Source organism: Falsibacillus pallidus (genome assembly GCF_050990905.1).
In the GTDB taxonomy this organism is placed as follows: domain Bacteria; phylum Bacillota; class Bacilli; order Bacillales; family DSM-25281; genus Falsibacillus; species Falsibacillus pallidus_A.
Map to the genome: position 1 here is coordinate 2,841,115 of NZ_CP158866.1, position 17,410 is coordinate 2,858,524.

Consider the following 17,410-nt stretch of genomic DNA (forward strand, 5'->3'; position numbering starts at 1 on the left):
AGGGAATAAACCAAATTTCGGATGAAAAAGGCCCGGAAAAGTTATCCTTTTCCGGGCCCTTCAGACTTATGACAAACGCTCGCATTCTTCGCGGCTACTAAATGATCGTAGTCTTGGCAAATGCTCGCCAATGTATGTTAAGCAGATGTCTTTGTTTCTTCGCTTGCAGAGACGATGGTGCCGTCTTCCAATAGCAGTTTTGGTGCTTTGTTTTCGAGGACTGTATCCTTCGTGATGATGCATTTCTTGATGTCATCTCTTGAAGGAAGTTCGAACATCACATCGAGCATAAGCGTTTCGATGATAGATCTCAGTCCGCGGGCACCGGTTTTTCTTTCGATCGCTTTTTTAGCGATTTCAATCAATGCGTCATCTTCAAAGTCCAAATCGACTTCATCCAATTCAAGCATTTTTTGATATTGTTTCACCAATGCATTTTTAGGTTTTGTCAGAATTTCAATCAGTGCATCCTCATCAAGTGGAGTCAAGCTCGCAATGACTGGAAGACGTCCAATAAATTCAGGGATCAAACCAAAGCGAAGCAAATCTTCAGGAACGACTTTGGATAGCAATGCTTTTTCATCCACTTCGTCCTTCTTGACTTCGGAACCGAATCCGATCACTTTTTGACCAAGGCGTCGTTTGATGATTTGCTCTACTCCATCAAATGCCCCGCCGCAAATGAATAGGATATTCGTTGTATCGATTTGGATGAATTCCTGATGCGGATGCTTGCGTCCTCCTTGTGGTGGAACGCTTGCGACAGTTCCTTCAAGGATCTTCAACAATGCCTGTTGGACACCCTCACCAGATACATCTCTAGTAATAGAAGGGTTCTCTGATTTTCTTGCCACTTTATCAATCTCATCGATGTAAATGATTCCTTTTTCAGCTTTTTCTACATCATAATCAGCAGCTTGGATTAGCTTTAGAAGGATGTTTTCTACATCCTCTCCTACATATCCAGCTTCTGTTAAAGATGTTGCATCAGCAATGGCAAAAGGAACATTCAAAATTCGAGCAAGTGTTTGTGCCAAAAGCGTTTTACCGCTTCCTGTAGGTCCAATCAGACAGATATTACTCTTGGCAAGTTCAACGTCGTCTACCTTGCTGTTGGAATTGATGCGTTTATAATGGTTATACACAGCAACAGCCAATGATTTTTTGGCTTGATCCTGACCGATAACATATTCATCAAGAATTTCACGAATTTCCTTTGGCTTCGGAACATCCTTAAACTCAACTTCTTCTTCCGTCCCAAGTTCTTCTTCTACGATTTCTGTGCAAAGCTCAATGCATTCGTCACATATATACACACCAGGACCTGCAACCAATTTACGGACTTGATCCTGAGTCTTTCCGCAGAAAGAACATTTCAATTGTCCTTTTTCATCGTTAAATTTAAACAATGAGTTCACCCCTTATTTAAAAGCTCTATTGTTCTTGAACATATGTCGGGCTTTGGCTGTTTCGAAGCCAAAATCCCAAAAAATTGTTATGTATTGCATTGTAACATATTTCTCTCAAAGACAAGTAACGTTAACACTCGATTTCATTATGTAAAAAAACCTACCCTACAGGAATTTCCCTAATCAGGCCTTTGTATTCAATAATTATGTATATTTTTTTGTACAAAACAAGGCACGAGTATTTCGCGCCTTGTTTCATCTTGATCTTTATTCTATATTATGCAGCAGTTTTGCTATTATCTACAAGAAATTCTACAGCTTTACGGATTTGAAGATCTGCTTTCAATCCATCAACGTTGCCTAAAGCATTTTTGATGTTGTCAACTGACATATTGTACATTTCAGCCATTTTTGAAAGTTCTTCTTCAACCTCTGCATCAGTTGCTTCCAGGTTTTCAGCTTTCGCAATTGCTTCAAGAGTCAAGTTCATGCGTACACGCTTTTCAGCATCTTCTTTCATTTGTCCGCGAAGAGCATCTTGATCTTGACCAGAGAATTGGAAGTACAATTCAAGGTTCATACCTTGCATTTGAAGGCGTTGTTCAAACTCTTGCATCATACGGTCAATTTCTGTGTTGACCATTGCTTCAGGAATATCAACTTCGCTGTTTTCAGTAGCTTTTTCTACTAGAGTATCGCGAAGAACTTGCTCTGCTTCGTTCTTTTTGCTTTCCGCAAGGCGATTTTTGATTTTTTCCTTCAATGCGTCAAGTGTTTCAACTTCCTCATCTACATCTTTAGCAAACTCATCATTTAGCTCAGGAAGTTCCTTCGCTTTGATTTCGTGCACTTTCACTTTGAAAGTAGCTGGTTTGCCTGCTAATTCAGCAGCATGGTACTCTTCAGGGAAAGTAACTTCCACATCTTTTTCTTCTCCGGAAGCTGCTCCAACCAATTGGTCTTCAAAGCCTGGGATGAATGTACCTGAACCTAGTTCGATAGAGTAGTTTTCAGCTTTTCCGCCTTCGAATGCTTCACCATCAACGAAGCCTTCGAAATCGATTACGACAGTATCGCCATTTTCTGCTTTACCTTCTTCTTTTACCACAAGCTCAGCTTGACGCTCTTGAAGTGTCTTCAATTCCATGTCGACATCTTCATCGGATACTTCTGCATCCATTTTTTCAACCTCAAGGCCTTTGTATTCGCCAAGTTTCACTTCCGGCTTAACTGTTACAGTCGCTTTGAAGATCAACTCTTTGCCTTTTTCCATTTGCTCAACGTCGATTTCCGGACGATCTACAGGAGTGATTCCCGCTTCTTCAACAGCATTTGCATATGCTTCAGGAAGAATGAAATCAAGAGCATCCTGGTATAAAGATTCTACACCGAAACGTTGTTCGAACATTCCGCGCGGCATTTTACCTTTACGGAATCCTGGTACGTTGACTTGCTTAACTACTTTTTGGAATGCAGAATCCAAGCCGTTTTTAACTGTTTCTGCATCTACTTCTACAGTCAATACTCCTTGGTTTCCTTCTAGCTTTTCCCATTTTACTGACATACTTTTCCCTCCAACAATCTATATTTGTTAAGTTTTTTAGTTTACATCATTTCTTTAGGCTTAATGAAAAACGTTCTATCATCAATACCTCTTAAAAAATGAAAAAAGAATATGCCTCTGAAATACATATTACAACCATTTCATTATAACATACGTTTTTTTTGTTTCAACAAAGACCTATAGAATCGGTAAAGAAATTTCTTCTAGCCTTTGCAGCAGTGTAATCCCCGCTTCTAATTCAGCTGCATTTACCCCATATTGCTCCGCTGCTTCATCGATTGGAGGCATATCTCCATAGTATCCTTGCATCAAGGTTTGATAGGCAGCTGCTGCAAGATCGATATCTCCATCCAACAGGGAGAAGGGATAATAAAGGAAAGCATGGCGCCTTACAATATCCATCGTCTGTTCTAATAGAGTAGGGCTTTCATGGGAGAATGCATCTTCCAGTTTTTCTGATAGGCCGGCAAAGAAAGGAGTGCTGAAAGGTTCCGATAATTCAGCAGGGACCACTACGCTCTCCATATTGAGTTTATTGATTGTGATGGTCTTTTCCACCCCGTGCTCCTTTAATGTGTTAAGGACCATGGTCTGGAGGAATGGATGGCTGCTTTCGGAAGCAAGGAATCCCATCAGCTCCTGCAAATACGGGTGGATATTCCGATCTGCCAGCTGGGCGATGAAAAGAGTCTGTTCTTCAAGACTTTTTTCTGACAATCCCTGTATTGCTTCATCTGCTACTTCCACAAGAGGTTCATCGTTTTCGCTGGATGTGGTATGGGCAATTCTTTCACTGAATTGAAGAAGCTTTTGAAAGTGCTCGGCCTTTTCCGGAGGCACTTCTTTCTCTTCAAACAGCATCTTGATGACGGATTCAATTTCTTTATGTTCCTTTAATTGAATAAGCGACATCAAATAAAGATCTACTATGTCAAAATAATCCCCTACCCCCTTATGCAAAAGGTCACGGCATATGTCCTTCGCTTCTTCATATCTACGGGATTCATAGAGGGCAATGGCAAGGGCCATATCAATATCGCCCTGCTCCTGTTCTTCATTATGTTCCCTGGCTTTTTCAAGGGATTCGATGGCTTCTTTGAAGTGCTGTGCTTTCAGATGATCGAGGCCAACCTCAAGATATCTGTCCTTTAGATTTGGCAGGTAGACTACATTTCCTTCTTTTTTTACTTTTTTCTTCATAAGGTACCGCCTTTATATCTTTAAAAGTAATTAATAATGATAATACTTTTCCAAGTCAATGTTATTTGTTCATTATCCAATTATCTTGTCTAATTTTCAACTTTCTTATATACAAAAAAAGCCTGCCAATTAAGGCAGACTTAAGTATGTAGTGTAATGGCGTCCCAGGAGAGATTCGAACTCCCGACCGTACGCTTAGAAGGCGTATGCTCTATCCGGCTGAGCTACTGGGACATGAAGTGTTTGTTAAGACATTTTTTATTATATTCATATAGCTACTGTATGTCAACAGGTTTTAGGGAGAAAATTAATTTCTCCCTAAAAATTATTTTAAAAAGAGAATTCCGTTCTCAGATCATCAAGCTCTGCATGGGCTTCATCATAGATTTTCACTTCGACCTTTTGCGGCAGTTTCTCCACAATGGCATAAGTTCTTTCCGCTCTTCCACGCGGCAGGAGGATGCTCCCTGGATTCAAAAAAATCGTATCTTCAATTCTTTCTGCTCCAACTAAATGGGAATGTCCGAAAAATACGAAATCGGCTCCTTCTTCCTTCGCGCGGTAATAAAGCCTGTCCAGTGACATTTTAATGCCGAATAAATGCCCGTGGGTTACGAAAACCTTGTTTCCGTGAATTGTTTTAACCTGGCACTCAGGAAATCTGGCATCCATATCGCAATTGCCCCTTACCGTAATGAATGGAACAATCGCTTCATCATCCGCGTCTAATTCCGAGTCGCCGCAGTGAATCATCGCATCAACCATGCCGGAATACTTTTCTGCGAGTTCCTTCAGAATTTCTGATGAACCGTGGCTGTCGCTGACAACTAGGAGCTTCATTCCGCATCCCCTTCAATCAATTGGCCAATCATGCCGCTAAGCTTCTTTAACGCATTGGCCCGGTGGCTGATTTGATTTTTTTCTTCCGGGGATAGTTCTGCCATTGCCACTCCTTTTTCCTTTACAAAAAAGATTGGATCATAGCCGAAACCATTCGTACCTGTTCGTTCAAGAAGGATGCTTCCCTCGCATGTCCCTTCGACTGTCACCGTCTCCTTTCCAGGAATGGCCACAGCTAAAGCACAATGGAACCTTGCTGACCGGTCTTCTCCCGGGACATCGATCAGTTCCGCCAATACTTTATCCATATTGGCTTCGTCATCTTTTTGTTCACCTGCATAGCGGGCAGAATAGATTCCTGGTCTGCCGTTAAGCGCGTCGATTGCTAGACCGGAATCATCCGCAATCGCAATCGTATTCATGGTTTGCGAAATGCCTTCCGCTTTCAGGATTGCATTTTCAGCAAATGTGCTGCCTGTTTCTTCGATATCCGGTGCATCCGGGAAGTCCAAAAGCGTCTTCACTTCTACTCCATATGGAGCAAACATTTGGACAAATTCCTTTGCTTTCCCTTTGTTTTTAGTAGCGATAATAATGGTATTTGACGCAGACATTTTCCCTCACCCCTTATGAGCTTCTATTTTGAGTGCAATATCTCCGAGAGTTTCCTTCTGGATTTGAATCAGCTCCGTAATTCCCTTTTGTGCAGCATCAAGAAGCTGCTGAAGCTGGTTATAAGAGAAAGTCGATTCTTCACCTGTTCCCTGAAGTTCAACAAATTCTCCTTTCCCTGTCATGACGACATTCATGTCAACCATTGCCGAACTGTCCTCAGTATAATTCAGATCAAGGACCGCTCCATGTTCAGGTATGATCCCCACACTGGTTGCTGCAAGAAAATCCGTGATGGGGAATGATGCAAGTTTTTTCGTTTCTGACAGCTTATTCATCGCAAATGCCAGTGCTACGAATGCACCTGTAATCGACGCCGTCCTTGTTCCGCCATCTGCCTGGATGACATCACAATCAATCCAGATCGTCCTTTCCCCAATCGCTTTTAAATCGACAATCGCCCTTAAAGCCCTGCCAATAAGCCGCTGGATTTCCATTGTCCTTCCGGATACTTTGCCCTTGGAAGATTCACGGATATTTCTTGTATCGGTTGCACGGGGGAGCATGGAATATTCTGCAGTGATCCATCCTTTCCCTTCACCTCGCATGAACGGCGGTACACGTTCTTCTATGCTCGCCGTACAGATGACTTTTGTATCTCCAATGGTGATGAGAACAGATCCTTCAGGATGTTTCAAATAATTAGCTTCAATATGTACAGGCCTTAACTGCAGCGCCTCTTGTCTTCCATCTGGTCTCATGTTTCATGTCCTCCTGACTATTTTCTACTGTATGGTTTCAAATTAAAGAAGAGGCGGCAGCATGCCAGCCTCTTTCTGATGTTCACTATATAGTATAACAAAAATCAATTTTTAAAAACTACCTGTGTTCACTTTTTCAGGACGAGTGACAGGTTCAGTAATTGATTTTCCATCTCCATTCACCAATTCAGTGCTTCCATTCACTTCAATGGCCACCTTTTGAATCATCGGCTGTTCAGTCAAGGAAAGAACAAGCGAGTTCATTAAGTATTCGGAGACTTTCTTTTCTTTCAAGCTTCCGAGGATCGACTCATTGAAATTCAATGTGACGGTGCCATCTTCAATTGTCGGTGCATCAACAAGTTTGGCGTCTGGAAGGAAATCTGTAACAAGGTTGCTATTATAGCCAGGACCGTTAACCAGTTCGTTCACTACTGCTGCTACATCATCCTTGACGGAGTTATCTACCCTTTTCGTTACAGGTACATAATTGTAGCTTTCTCCATTTTGGGACAAATAATAGACAGTGACGGGATGTGTATTCGTAATATCCGCTACTCCAGAAGTATCCATATTGATTCCATCCGCCCTGCTCAGACCGTTGGAATTGATCGGAGTTCCATTCACCGGCATTTCTGTGAGTGGTGTACCATTCACCCTCAGTTCTACCCGTTTGACACTATCAAACTGCGTAAGCGTCCAAGTCACAGCTTGCAGGATCCGCTGTTCATCCTCTGCCTGGTACGTTGAAAATTCTTTTGAGAAGTCTGCAACAGCCACTCCATCTTTAATATCGACTCCAAGAACTTCCGTATCTGCCGGCAGGACTGCCCGGAAACCGTTAGGAAGCATTTCAGAAATAGGACCGTTTGCAACCAGGTACTCCAGTGCTTCTTTCGCGATCCCTTCTGTTTTAGGAAGCGGCAGCGTCTGAGCCATTACATACCCGTCTTTATTGATCAAATAAAGTTCTGTCGGCTGAGTCTGTTCTTTCGCATCAGTTGAAGCCGCTTTGCCCTTGCCATCCTTGCTTGCTGATGTTTCAACCGATTGGCCTTCCTTCAGATACGAAACATCCTGCGGCGGATCAAGTTTTTCCTTATCCCCCCCGAATAACCCACACCCAGATAAATAAACAGAAGAAGCCAAAACCGTAACGGCAATCGTTGCTTTTGCTTTATTAGACATGCAATAACCCTCCTAAAGACAGTTTGTACTACATGTATACGAGGTAGAGTGGACAAATAGACCGCTTGACCCAAAAAAAGTGGAAGCGGCTCGTTCATAAAAAAACCACCCGTCATAAACGGATGGTTTCTGCATGAGCTACGTCGATTCCAAGCCAATCAGATGCAATTCTTGTGAAAATCGGTTCTGAACCGCTCGTGAAGAATCGATGCATCGGAGCCTCTTTATTGTTTGATAATATTCGATTATGGTAGAGAATTGTACTGGCTTCCCTTGCTGTTTCTTCGCCTGAACTGATAACTTTCACTCTCTTGCCGAGGAAATTTTCAATAACCGGCTGCAGGAGAGGATAGTGGGTGCATCCGAGAATCAGAGTATCGATTCCCCAACTCTTCACAGGCTTTAATGTTTCAGCAACGATTTTTTTAGCGAACGAACTGCCATATTCGCCGCTTTCCACTAAAGGAACGAACTTAGGGCATGCAAGTGAATGGACGGATACCTTTTGATTGAGGGTAGAGAGAGCTTCATCGTAAGCTCCGCTCTTTACTGTACCGATCGTCCCCAGCACACCTACATTCTCATTCATGGTCAATTTCAATGCGGCCCTTGCCCCCGGATAAATGACCCCTATGACTGGGATATCCAGTTCGGACCGGATCTCATCAAGTGCTGCAGCAGTTGCCGTATTGCATGCTATGATCAGCATCTTGATTCGATGCTCTTGTAGAAATTTGGTCATTTGCCACGTGAAGGTTTTTACCTCTTCCACCGGCCTCGGACCATAAGGACACCTCGCTGTATCCCCAAAATAATAGATCGTTTCTTTCGGCAGCTGGCGCATGACCTCTTTGGCAACTGTCAAACCGCCAACCCCCGAATCAATGATTCCAATCGGTTGATTCAAGCTCCTCGCCTCATTTATCCTTCATTTCATGATGTAATTTAACTAGGTTTTCTTTTAGGTTTAAGACTTCATCGCTTGAAAAGTTTTGAAGAAGTTCATTTAAATATATTTGCCGTTTACGGATCACCTCATCAATGATCCTTTTCCCTTCATCCAGAAGATGAATGCGGACGACGCGACGGTCATTCGGGTCCTTCACACGCATGACCAGTTCATTTTTTTCCATTCGATCCACTAAATCCGTTGTCGTGCTGCATGCAAGGAACATTTTGTTGGATAGATCTCCAATCGTCATATCGCCATCCTCAAAAAGCCACTGCAATGCAACAAATTGTGGTGGGGTGATCGTATAGTTGCTCAGGATCTCCCGGCCCTTTTGTTTAATGATAGCAGATATGTAGCGCAAATCTTTTTCTATATCAGCAACGACGTCAAGATTTTCCTGGCTGACGTTTTCCTTAATCATTTAATGCACTCCCTATTTCAATTGATCCTTCTACCGTCATTTTCTCTTTTTTCGCATCAAATATCAAGAATGAATTATTTGTCTGGAATTCCCAATACTTGTAAAAACGGAGAAACCGGCTAACCATAGGAGGATAGCCGGCAACCTTTATAGCTTTAATTCTCCCATGCGAAGAAGTTCCACTACGGCTTGTGAACGGCCTTTAACTCCAAGCTTTTGCATGGCGTTGGAAATATGGTTCCGAACTGTTTTCTCACTGATAAACAATTCGCTTGCGATTTCCTTCGTTGTTTTGTCTTGTACTAACAATTCGAATACTTCTTTTTCTCTCTTTGTGAGCAACGGTTTGTGAGTGAAATCATTGTCCTTCAACTATTGTAACCCTCCTTGCCTTCGCCAGCTTTAAACCGCGGGGATGGGTATTTTGGTCGTCACGCTATCATATGTGACTTAAATAATTGAAGTGACATGATAAAGGCAAAGAATATGCAAAAAAAGAAAAAAAGTTGCATTACATAATTATTTACTTAACAGAAGCACGCATATTCAGTTTTTGTTTCATTTCTTCGGTCCACGGGATGCCTTTCCCGGTCTTTTTAGAAATTTGGACCATTGTTCCCCGTCCTACAAAACAGATGTCATCATTTTGTTTAATCCCCATATAGTGAAGGTCGACTGAGGATGTACCGACTTTCGCTGCTTTCACAAAGATCCTTAACGCCTCTCCAAAAAATACTTGCTGCAAGAAATCACACTGGAGGTCTGCTACCACAGGGATTTCCTCACTTTCAGGCTTCACCCAATCCTGCATGAATCCCTTACTCTTGAAAAACTCTATCCTCGCTTCTTCAAAATATGTAAATGGGACGGTATTGTTCAAATGGCCAAACATATCCGTTTCTGAAAATCTCACGGTCAGTGGATGGTAAAATTCGAATTCTTCCTTCCAACTTTCAGGTTCATTTATATAAGCAACACGATTTAACAATGATTTCAACCCCTTCTAAAAATGAATGAATGTTCATTCTTTTATTATAGGGTCTTTTTGACTCGTTGCAAAGGAAGAAGTCTGAAATTAAGAAATTCTCACTATCCTTCCTTCAGGCTGCAAATGGATCGTTCCCACTGATTGAATATAGGATTCAAGAGCCTCATAGTCCACGAGAGGCAATATTTCCGCTTTTCCCTGTTCTTTGGCCAATCGGAATGTGTCAAATCCGTCTCCGCCATCCGACAGAAATTCATTGACCACCACTCTATACGTTTTGTCAGCCTGCAATGGTGCGTATTTCGCGTCTTCCATCACTAAGGCTTCTATAATCTTTTGTCCGGGTGGGGAAAAAGGATTGTATTGGATATTCAATCCTGACAATTGAAGAAACCTCCCAGATTCTTCATTGATATCAGCCAAGGCATATTCCAGGGCTTCTTTGATTTGTGCCCCTGATAACGTCAGTACTGCCAGCTGGTTTTGAAAAGGCAGGACCGACCTTATTGTCCCAAGGCTGATTGGACCGGAAGATATCGAATTTCGTATTCCTCCTCCATTCATTAAAGCCATATCAGCCCGGGTCAATTTTCGTGCCTCCTTAAGCATCGAATCTGCCACAAGATTTCCCAGGTTTGTCTCCTGTGTACGAACATCCCTAGATTCCCCGTTTAAAAAAACAGTAGTATTTCCGATGATTTTCTGATTCATTACATTGATTTCCCGGGTGAATTGATTCAACATTTCCATGGCTGTCGGGTCAGGAGCGACACTTTTGGAAAGGACATTGATCAGTTTTCCGTTCCATTTTTCCAATATCCCTTCAGAGTTGAAAGATAAATCCAGTCTGCCTAAATAATTTGCGTGCCGATATGCCTGGACAATCAGTGTCGGTTCAGTTTTCTTATTGATTACGATTGGTTTAGGAATTTTTGTATGCGTATGTCCACCGATGATGACATCGATCCCTTTGACAGATTTCGCTAATTTTTTATCCTCGTAAATTCCAAGGTGGGAAAGAACAATGATTTTATCAACATTCATTTCCTTCAATTTTCCAATCCATTTTCTTGCACTCTTCTTTGCATTCTCAAATTCAATCTCTTTTGATGGACGCGACAGGATGGCTGTATCCAACGTAGTCAATCCAATGATCCCTAACCTGTTCCCATTGACTTCTTTCACAATGGCGGGATAGATATTTCCGTTTTGAGGGGGATCCCCTATTTCCTTTCTATATAAAGGCGCCAGTGTATTATCGCCATCCACATTGATGTTGGCGCTTAAGAGGGGAAAGTTCGCTCTTGTTATAAAATTGGCGAGCACCTGCGATGTACGGTCAAATTCGTGGTTCCCGATTGTCATGGCATCATAGCCAATCTGATTCATCAATTGAGCATCTGCCTGACCGAGGAATTGAACAAAGAATAAAGTCCCGGAAAAGACATCTCCTGCATCGAGAAGAAGGCTTGCTGCATTTTCATTTTGCTTAATGAGGGTATGGAGATAAGGCATATTTTCAAGGTGGGAATGGGTATCATTTGTATAAAGAAGTCTAATATCATAATCCGAAGGCTTTTCTTCCGCAGCAGAAACAAATGCATGGAAAGGCAGGAAAGATAATACTAAGAGGATTGAAGCTGCTTTTTGTAATATGATTTTTTTCAAATCGTTCACCTCCGCTTTTTCCGCTTAGTATTCCATTAAAGGTGAATTTCATTTATGCGGGAAATAAAATGGGGGAACTTTTCAGCTCATGTAAAATAAAAAGAAACCGCCATTTTCTGACGGTTTCTTTCATAACAATTATACTGTTTTGTCGCTTCCAAAGAAGTTGCGGAACATTTGGAATGTAGTGTCGCGGTTCAAAGCTGCGATGGATGTTGTCAAAGGAATGCCTTTTGGACAAGATTGTACACAGTTTTGTGAGTTACCGCAGTTTGCAAGTCCTCCGTCGCCCATGATCGATTCAAGGCGCTCGTCTCTGTTCATTTCACCTGTAGGATGCGCATTGAACAAACGTACTTGAGATAATGGTGCAGGACCGATGAAATCAGATTTGCTGTTTACATTCGGGCATGCTTCCAAGCAGACGCCGCATGTCATACATTTTGACAACTCGTATGCCCATTGACGTTTTTTCTCAGGCATGCGCGGACCAGGACCAAGATCATACGTACCATCGATTGGAATCCAAGCCTTAACCTTTTTCAATGAATCAAACATTCTGCTTCTGTCAACCTGCAAGTCGCGGACAACAGGGAATGTACGCATTGGCTCTAATCGGATTGGCTGTTCCAATTTGTCGACAAGAGCTGTACAGGATTGTCTTGGCTTTCCGTTGATTACCATTGAACATGCACCGCAGACTTCCTCAAGGCAGTTCATATCCCATGTGATTGGAGTAGTAGCCTGTCCTTTGGCATTGACCGGATTGCGTCGGATTTCCATCAAAGCAGAAATGACGTTCATGTTCGGACGATAATTCAATTCGAATTCTTCTTGGTAAGGTGTCGCTTCAGGACTATCTTGACGTGTAATGATGAAGCGAACTTTTTTGTTTTCACTCATCCTTTATTCGCCTCTTTCTTACTTTTGGTATAGTCGCGTTCGCGTGGTGGAATCAATGAAACATCAACTTCTTCATAGTGGAATTCCGGTTGATTTGTTTCTGCATTGTATTTAGCCATAGTCGTCTTAAGGAATTGTTCATCATTACGTTTCGGGAATTCCGGTTTGTAATGCGCTCCACGGCTCTCGTTGCGGTTATATGCACCAATAGTGATGACACGTGCAAGCTGCAGCATGTTTTGAAGCTGGCGTGTGAACGTTGCTCCCTGGTTGCTCCATTTAGCTGTGTCATTGATATTGATATTTTTGTAGCGCTCCATCAATTCTTGGATCTTCTCATCTGTTTGAAGAAGCTTATCATTATGGCGGACAACTGTTACGTTGTCAGTCATCCATTCACCAAGTTCTTTATGAAGGACATAAGCATTTTCTTTTCCATCCATAGATAGGATGCCATTCCATTTTTCTTCTTCAGCTTTAACGAAACGGTCGTAAACTGTAGAAGAAATATCATCGGAATGCTTTTCAAGTCCTTTAACGTATTTCACTGCATTTGGACCTGCAACCATACCGCCAAAGATGGCAGAAAGCAGGGAGTTGGCTCCTAGACGGTTTCCTCCATGCTGGGAATAGTCGCATTCTCCGGCAGCAAATACACCAGGTATATTCGTCATTTGATCATAGTCAACCCAAAGTCCGCCCATTGAATAATGAACAGCAGGGAAGATTTTCATAGGTACTTTGCGTGGATCTTCACCCATGAATTTTTCATAGATTTCGATGATTCCGCCTAGTTTGATATCCAATTCTTTTGGATCTTTATGGGACAAATCTAGGTATACCATGTTCTCCCCATTGATTCCAAGCTTTTGGTTTACACAGACGTCAAAAATTTCACGTGTAGCGATATCACGCGGCACCAAGTTTCCGTATGCAGGATATTTTTCCTCAAGGAAGTACCAAGGCTTACCATCTTTATACGTCCATACCCTTCCACCTTCACCGCGGGCAGATTCACTCATCAATCGCAGTTTGTCATCCCCTGGGATGGCAGTAGGATGGATTTGGATAAACTCACCATTTGCATAATAAGCGCCTTGCTGATAAAGGATGGATGCAGCTGAACCAGTGTTGATGACTGAGTTCGTTGATTTTCCGAAGATGATTCCCGGACCGCCTGATGCCATGATGACTGCATCAGCAGGGAAGGATTTGATTTCCATCGTCTTCAGATCCTGAGCGACGATTCCACGTCCGACTCCTTCATCATCAGTGACGACTCCAAGGAATTCCCAGCCTTCAAATTTATTGACAAGACCGGACACTTCATGGCGTCTTACTTGCTCGTCCAATGCATATAAAAGCTGCTGTCCAGTAGTTGCACCGGCAAATGCAGTTCTATGATGCTCTGTTCCTCCAAAACGGCGGAAGTCCAATAATCCCTCTGGTGTACGGTTGAACATAACACCCATACGATCAAGCAAGTTGATGATGCCAGGTGCTGCATCACACATCGCTTTTACTGGAGGCTGATTCGCAAGGAAGTCCCCTCCATATACCGTATCGTCAAAGTGGATCCAAGGAGAATCGCCTTCCCCTTTTGTATTAACCGCACCATTGATGCCACCTTGCGCACACACAGAGTGAGAACGCTTAACAGGCACTAGTGAAAACAGATCGACCGGTGTTCCTGTTTCTGCGATTTTAATTGTTGCCATCAAGCCGGCTAGTCCACCGCCGACAACGATGATTTTTCCGTTACTCATCGTATACTCACTCCTTTTTACAATGTTCTTTCTTTGAAACAGTCAATCATTCTATCTATCAATCAGAAGGAAACCCTTCCTGTATTAGACGAATGCAAGAAGTGCTGATACGCCCACTACTGACAATGCAATGAAAATCAATAATGTAACGTATGTAGAAATAAGCTGTGATTTAGGCGTTACTGTAATTCCCCAGCTTACGCAGAATGACCATAATCCATTAGCAAAGTGGAATACTGTAGAAACCACACCGATTATGTACCATGCAAGCATAAATGGATTAGACAAAATGTTCTCCATCATTTGGAAATTAACTTCAGCGCCAAATGCTGCCTGAATGCGCGTTTCCCATACATGCCATGCAACGAAAGCCAAAGTGATTACACCGGATACACGTTGCAGCATAAACATCCAGTTGCGGAAATAACCGAATCTGCTGGCGTTGTTTTTTGCCGTAAATGCAATATAAAGCCCGTAAATTGCGTGGAACAGCAAAGGCAGGAAAATAATAAAGATTTCCAAGAAATAGCGGAAAGGAAGTAATTCCATAAAATGAGCAGCATCATTGAATGCCGCTTCTCCGCGTGTGGCAAAATGATTCACTACTAAATGTTGGCACAAGAATAAACCAACAGGAATTACTCCTAGCAATGAGTGCAATCTGCGATAATTAAATTCACGATTTCCAGCCATGATTTACCCCCCTTAATGATGAAAGCTCTGCACCGGACTTGTAGACAGCATTCGATTCAATGCGACAAGCGATGCATTATTGAATTATAACAATAATGTGACATGTCCATTTTACTCCCATGTAGAGTGAGCGTCAAGAAAACGTATTCACAAAATCAACTCTAGTTCAAACATGCCTGCATGTTCATATTCTTTGGTTTGACTGAATAAATTGATGTTATCTGTGTGTAATGGTAAACAATAAAATATCGTAAAAAAATATTACAGTACTATTTTCCTTTTTAAACATCTCTTCGTTTTGTATATAATAGTGGGTATAGAAAGAGGGGAATAACGTGAAAACTTCTTCAGAAGAACTACAATCCATGGAATCCGAAAACGCTAATGAAAATGAACACGATCATATTGAAGCAGAATCGCCCCGAGAGGACATGGTTCCGCTCTTTGGGTATGAATTATTAAGGGAGGTCCTCATTCCTGATTTGCTTGGAAAGGAAACACCGGATATTTTATATTGGGCCGGAAAGCACCTTGCACGAAAATTTCCTTTGCTCTCCGATGAGGAAATCCAATCATTTTTCCTGGAAGCCGGCTGGGGTCATTTAAGGGCTGTGAAGCAAGGGAAAAATTCCACTGAGTATGAATTGACGAGTCCTGCCATTCAAAAAAGGCTCGAGATGAAGGAACAGTCCTGTTTTCGTCTGGAGGCTGGTTTTTTGGCCCAGCAGATTCAAAACCAGCAAAAGGCAATCACAGAGGCACACGAAGAGGTGCAAAGACGCCAGAAAAAAGTACATATCCTTGTCCAATGGGATCAAAAAGATAAAATCATAGATTGATAGAAATACAGAGAAAGCAAAAAAGAAGGCTTGTACTCCAAGCCTTCTTTTTACAGCTTATTTATTTCGCTTCAACCGGGGCTTCCATGGCACTCAAACCAAACTCGCCATGAAGGATGTTGGCTGCATCAATCATTCTCTCCTGGCTGATGACAGTAGAAACTTTGATTTCAGAAGTGCTCACCATTTTGATCTGGACATCATTGTCAGCGAGAGCCTTGAACATCCTTGCTGCAACACCCGGGTTGGATACCATTCCTGATCCTACAATGGATACCTTGGCAAGCCCTGTTTCATATTCCACACCCTCAAAACCTAATACACGCTTATTTTCGTCCAGGATGCGAATCGTATCTTGAAGGACATCTTTCTTGATAGAAAAAGAGACGCTTGCCTGCTGTGATTCTGTCCGGCTTTGGATGATGATGTCAACATTGACATGTTCAGCGGCCAGTGTCATGAAGATTTGTGACAAATGATGCAGTTCATTTGATAGACCGCTAAGTGTGACACGGATGATATCTTCTTCAAATGCTACACCGCGTACGATTAAGTTTTGCTCCATTGTAGCTTCCTCCTCGATAATGGTTCCTTCGATATTTTCCATGCTTGAACGAACTTCAAGCGGCACTCCATAGTTTTTGGCAAATTCAACTGCCCTTGGATGAAGTACACCCGCACCCAGATTAGCCAATTCCAACATTTCATCGTAAGAAATTGAATGGAGCTTACGTGCATCATTCACATATCTCGGATCAGAAGTGAAGACGCCAGGTACATCTGTATAAATATCGCATCTATCTGCTTTTAAGGCAGCCGCAAGGGCTACAGCTGTCGTATCTGAACCGCCTCGCCCTAGTGTTGTAATTTCACCTTTTTCATCCAACCCTTGAAACCCTGCTACAATCACTACTTTATCTTCATTCAAGCAATTCATGATCTTCTCGTTTTGGATACCTGTAATCCTTGCATTTCCAGGCACTGCTTCCGTTCTTATACCTGCTTGCCAGCCTGTCAATGAAACGGCTTTTATCCCCATTTCCTGGAGGGCCATTGCCATCAGTGAAATCGTTACCTGTTCCCCTGTCGCAAGCAGCATATCCATTTCCCTTTTATTCGGCATCGAGCTTATGCTTTTTGCCAAAGAAACAAGAGCGTCTGTCGACTTCCCCATTGCCGAAACAACTACAATCACTCGATTTCCTTTTTTTATTTCACCAGCCACTCTTTTGGCAGCATTTTGAATTCTTTCTGCACTCCCCACGGAAGTACCACCGAATTTTTGAACAATCAGTCCCATTTATTCTCCTTCTTTCGTTTAGAAATAGCATTTGGAGAAAGGTTTCACCAATAGAAAAAGGCAATGAGATATCTCATTGCCCTTGGATGCTCGTAAATAAAAAAGCAGCACTGGTGAGATAGCTCTCCAAGATGTGACCATCTTGACAATCCTGCATTTATTCAATGCAGAACCAGCGGTAAAGCCATGAGTACTTTCCCACTTCGGCAGACGTCCCCTTTCATCATCCCTCTTCAGCGCTCATACGCCTCTGGATGACTACTCTTGAAGTCTGCACCTCTATCATCACTTTTGAAAAGTGATTTC

The 17,410-nt window shown here is 42.4% G+C and carries 17 protein-coding genes, 1 tRNA gene and 1 riboswitch; of the genes, 1 reads left to right on the top strand and 17 read right to left on the bottom strand.

Annotated elements, in window-relative coordinates:
* Window positions 1-137: 137 nt before the first annotated feature.
* The 16 genes from clpX to ABTV07_RS15070 all read right to left on the bottom strand — a co-directional run bounded on the left by clpX (window position 138) and on the right by ABTV07_RS15070 (window position 14,965).
* The gene (gene clpX, locus ABTV07_RS14995; protein WP_433743484.1) at window positions 138-1,409 is read right to left on the bottom strand and encodes an ATP-dependent protease ATP-binding subunit ClpX; all 1,272 of its coding nucleotides are present in this window, start codon (window positions 1,407-1,409) and stop codon (window positions 138-140) included.
* Between the two features lie 277 nt (window positions 1,410-1,686).
* Window positions 1,687-2,973, bottom strand: a complete 1,287-nt coding sequence (gene tig / locus ABTV07_RS15000) for a trigger factor (protein WP_433743486.1) — start codon at window positions 2,971-2,973, stop codon at window positions 1,687-1,689.
* A gap of 177 nt (window positions 2,974-3,150) precedes the next feature.
* Entirely contained in the window at window positions 3,151-4,173 is a 1,023-nt protein-coding gene (locus ABTV07_RS15005) for a tetratricopeptide repeat protein (RefSeq protein WP_433743488.1), read from the bottom strand.
* 157 nt (window positions 4,174-4,330) lie between these two features.
* Window positions 4,331-4,407: transfer RNA gene (locus ABTV07_RS15010), tRNA-Arg, on the bottom strand.
* Between the two features lie 96 nt (window positions 4,408-4,503).
* A complete protein-coding gene (locus ABTV07_RS15015; RefSeq protein ID WP_433743490.1) occupies window positions 4,504-5,013 on the bottom strand; it encodes a metallophosphoesterase in 510 nt (169 codons plus the stop codon).
* The gene (locus ABTV07_RS15020; RefSeq protein ID WP_433743492.1) at window positions 5,010-5,627 is read right to left on the bottom strand and encodes an XTP/dITP diphosphatase; all 618 of its coding nucleotides are present in this window, start codon (window positions 5,625-5,627) and stop codon (window positions 5,010-5,012) included. The genes ABTV07_RS15015 and ABTV07_RS15020 overlap by 4 nt, the downstream gene beginning before the upstream one ends.
* Before the next feature lie 6 nt (window positions 5,628-5,633).
* Window positions 5,634-6,386, bottom strand: a complete 753-nt coding sequence (rph, locus tag ABTV07_RS15025; protein ID WP_433743494.1) for a ribonuclease PH — start codon at window positions 6,384-6,386, stop codon at window positions 5,634-5,636.
* Window positions 6,387-6,497: 111 nt separating this feature from the next.
* Window positions 6,498-7,574: a GerMN domain-containing protein gene (locus ABTV07_RS15030; RefSeq protein ID WP_433743496.1), complete on the bottom strand. Its 1,077-nt coding sequence runs from the start codon at window positions 7,572-7,574 to the stop codon at window positions 6,498-6,500.
* 112 nt (window positions 7,575-7,686) lie between these two features.
* Entirely contained in the window at window positions 7,687-8,481 is a 795-nt protein-coding gene (gene racE, locus ABTV07_RS15035; RefSeq protein WP_433743497.1) for a glutamate racemase, read from the bottom strand.
* A gap of 10 nt (window positions 8,482-8,491) precedes the next feature.
* On the bottom strand, window positions 8,492-8,947 hold the full coding sequence (locus tag ABTV07_RS15040) for a MarR family winged helix-turn-helix transcriptional regulator (RefSeq protein ID WP_433743498.1): 456 nt from the start codon (window positions 8,945-8,947) through the stop codon (window positions 8,492-8,494).
* Between the two features lie 147 nt (window positions 8,948-9,094).
* Window positions 9,095-9,319: a helix-turn-helix domain-containing protein gene (locus ABTV07_RS15045; protein ID WP_014097816.1), complete on the bottom strand. Its 225-nt coding sequence runs from the start codon at window positions 9,317-9,319 to the stop codon at window positions 9,095-9,097.
* A gap of 151 nt (window positions 9,320-9,470) precedes the next feature.
* Window positions 9,471-9,935, bottom strand: coding sequence for an acyl-CoA thioesterase (locus ABTV07_RS15050; protein WP_433743501.1), 465 nt, complete (start codon window positions 9,933-9,935; stop codon window positions 9,471-9,473).
* A gap of 87 nt (window positions 9,936-10,022) precedes the next feature.
* On the bottom strand, window positions 10,023-11,603 hold the full coding sequence (locus ABTV07_RS15055; RefSeq protein ID WP_433743503.1) for a bifunctional metallophosphatase/5'-nucleotidase: 1,581 nt from the start codon (window positions 11,601-11,603) through the stop codon (window positions 10,023-10,025).
* A gap of 138 nt (window positions 11,604-11,741) precedes the next feature.
* Window positions 11,742-12,506 (bottom strand): succinate dehydrogenase iron-sulfur subunit, encoded by a 765-nt coding sequence (sdhB, locus tag ABTV07_RS15060; protein ID WP_114745073.1) that lies wholly within the window; start codon window positions 12,504-12,506, stop codon window positions 11,742-11,744.
* Window positions 12,503-14,272: a succinate dehydrogenase flavoprotein subunit gene (gene sdhA, locus ABTV07_RS15065; RefSeq protein WP_433743504.1), complete on the bottom strand. Its 1,770-nt coding sequence runs from the start codon at window positions 14,270-14,272 to the stop codon at window positions 12,503-12,505. The genes sdhB and sdhA overlap by 4 nt, the downstream gene beginning before the upstream one ends.
* Before the next feature lie 84 nt (window positions 14,273-14,356).
* Window positions 14,357-14,965: a succinate dehydrogenase cytochrome b558 subunit gene (locus tag ABTV07_RS15070; protein WP_433743506.1), complete on the bottom strand. Its 609-nt coding sequence runs from the start codon at window positions 14,963-14,965 to the stop codon at window positions 14,357-14,359.
* A gap of 335 nt (window positions 14,966-15,300) precedes the next feature.
* Between ABTV07_RS15070 and ABTV07_RS15075 the strand changes: the two genes are divergently transcribed.
* Window positions 15,301-15,804, top strand: coding sequence for a YslB family protein (locus tag ABTV07_RS15075; protein WP_433743508.1), 504 nt, complete (start codon window positions 15,301-15,303; stop codon window positions 15,802-15,804).
* A 61-nt stretch (window positions 15,805-15,865) separates the two neighbouring features.
* On the opposite strand, the gene ABTV07_RS15080 is transcribed toward ABTV07_RS15075, so the two are convergent.
* A complete protein-coding gene (locus tag ABTV07_RS15080) occupies window positions 15,866-17,104 on the bottom strand; it encodes an aspartate kinase (protein ID WP_433743510.1) in 1,239 nt (412 codons plus the stop codon).
* 111 nt (window positions 17,105-17,215) lie between these two features.
* A riboswitch (Lysine riboswitch) is annotated at window positions 17,216-17,394 on the bottom strand.
* Between the last annotated feature and the right edge of the window lie 16 nt (window positions 17,395-17,410).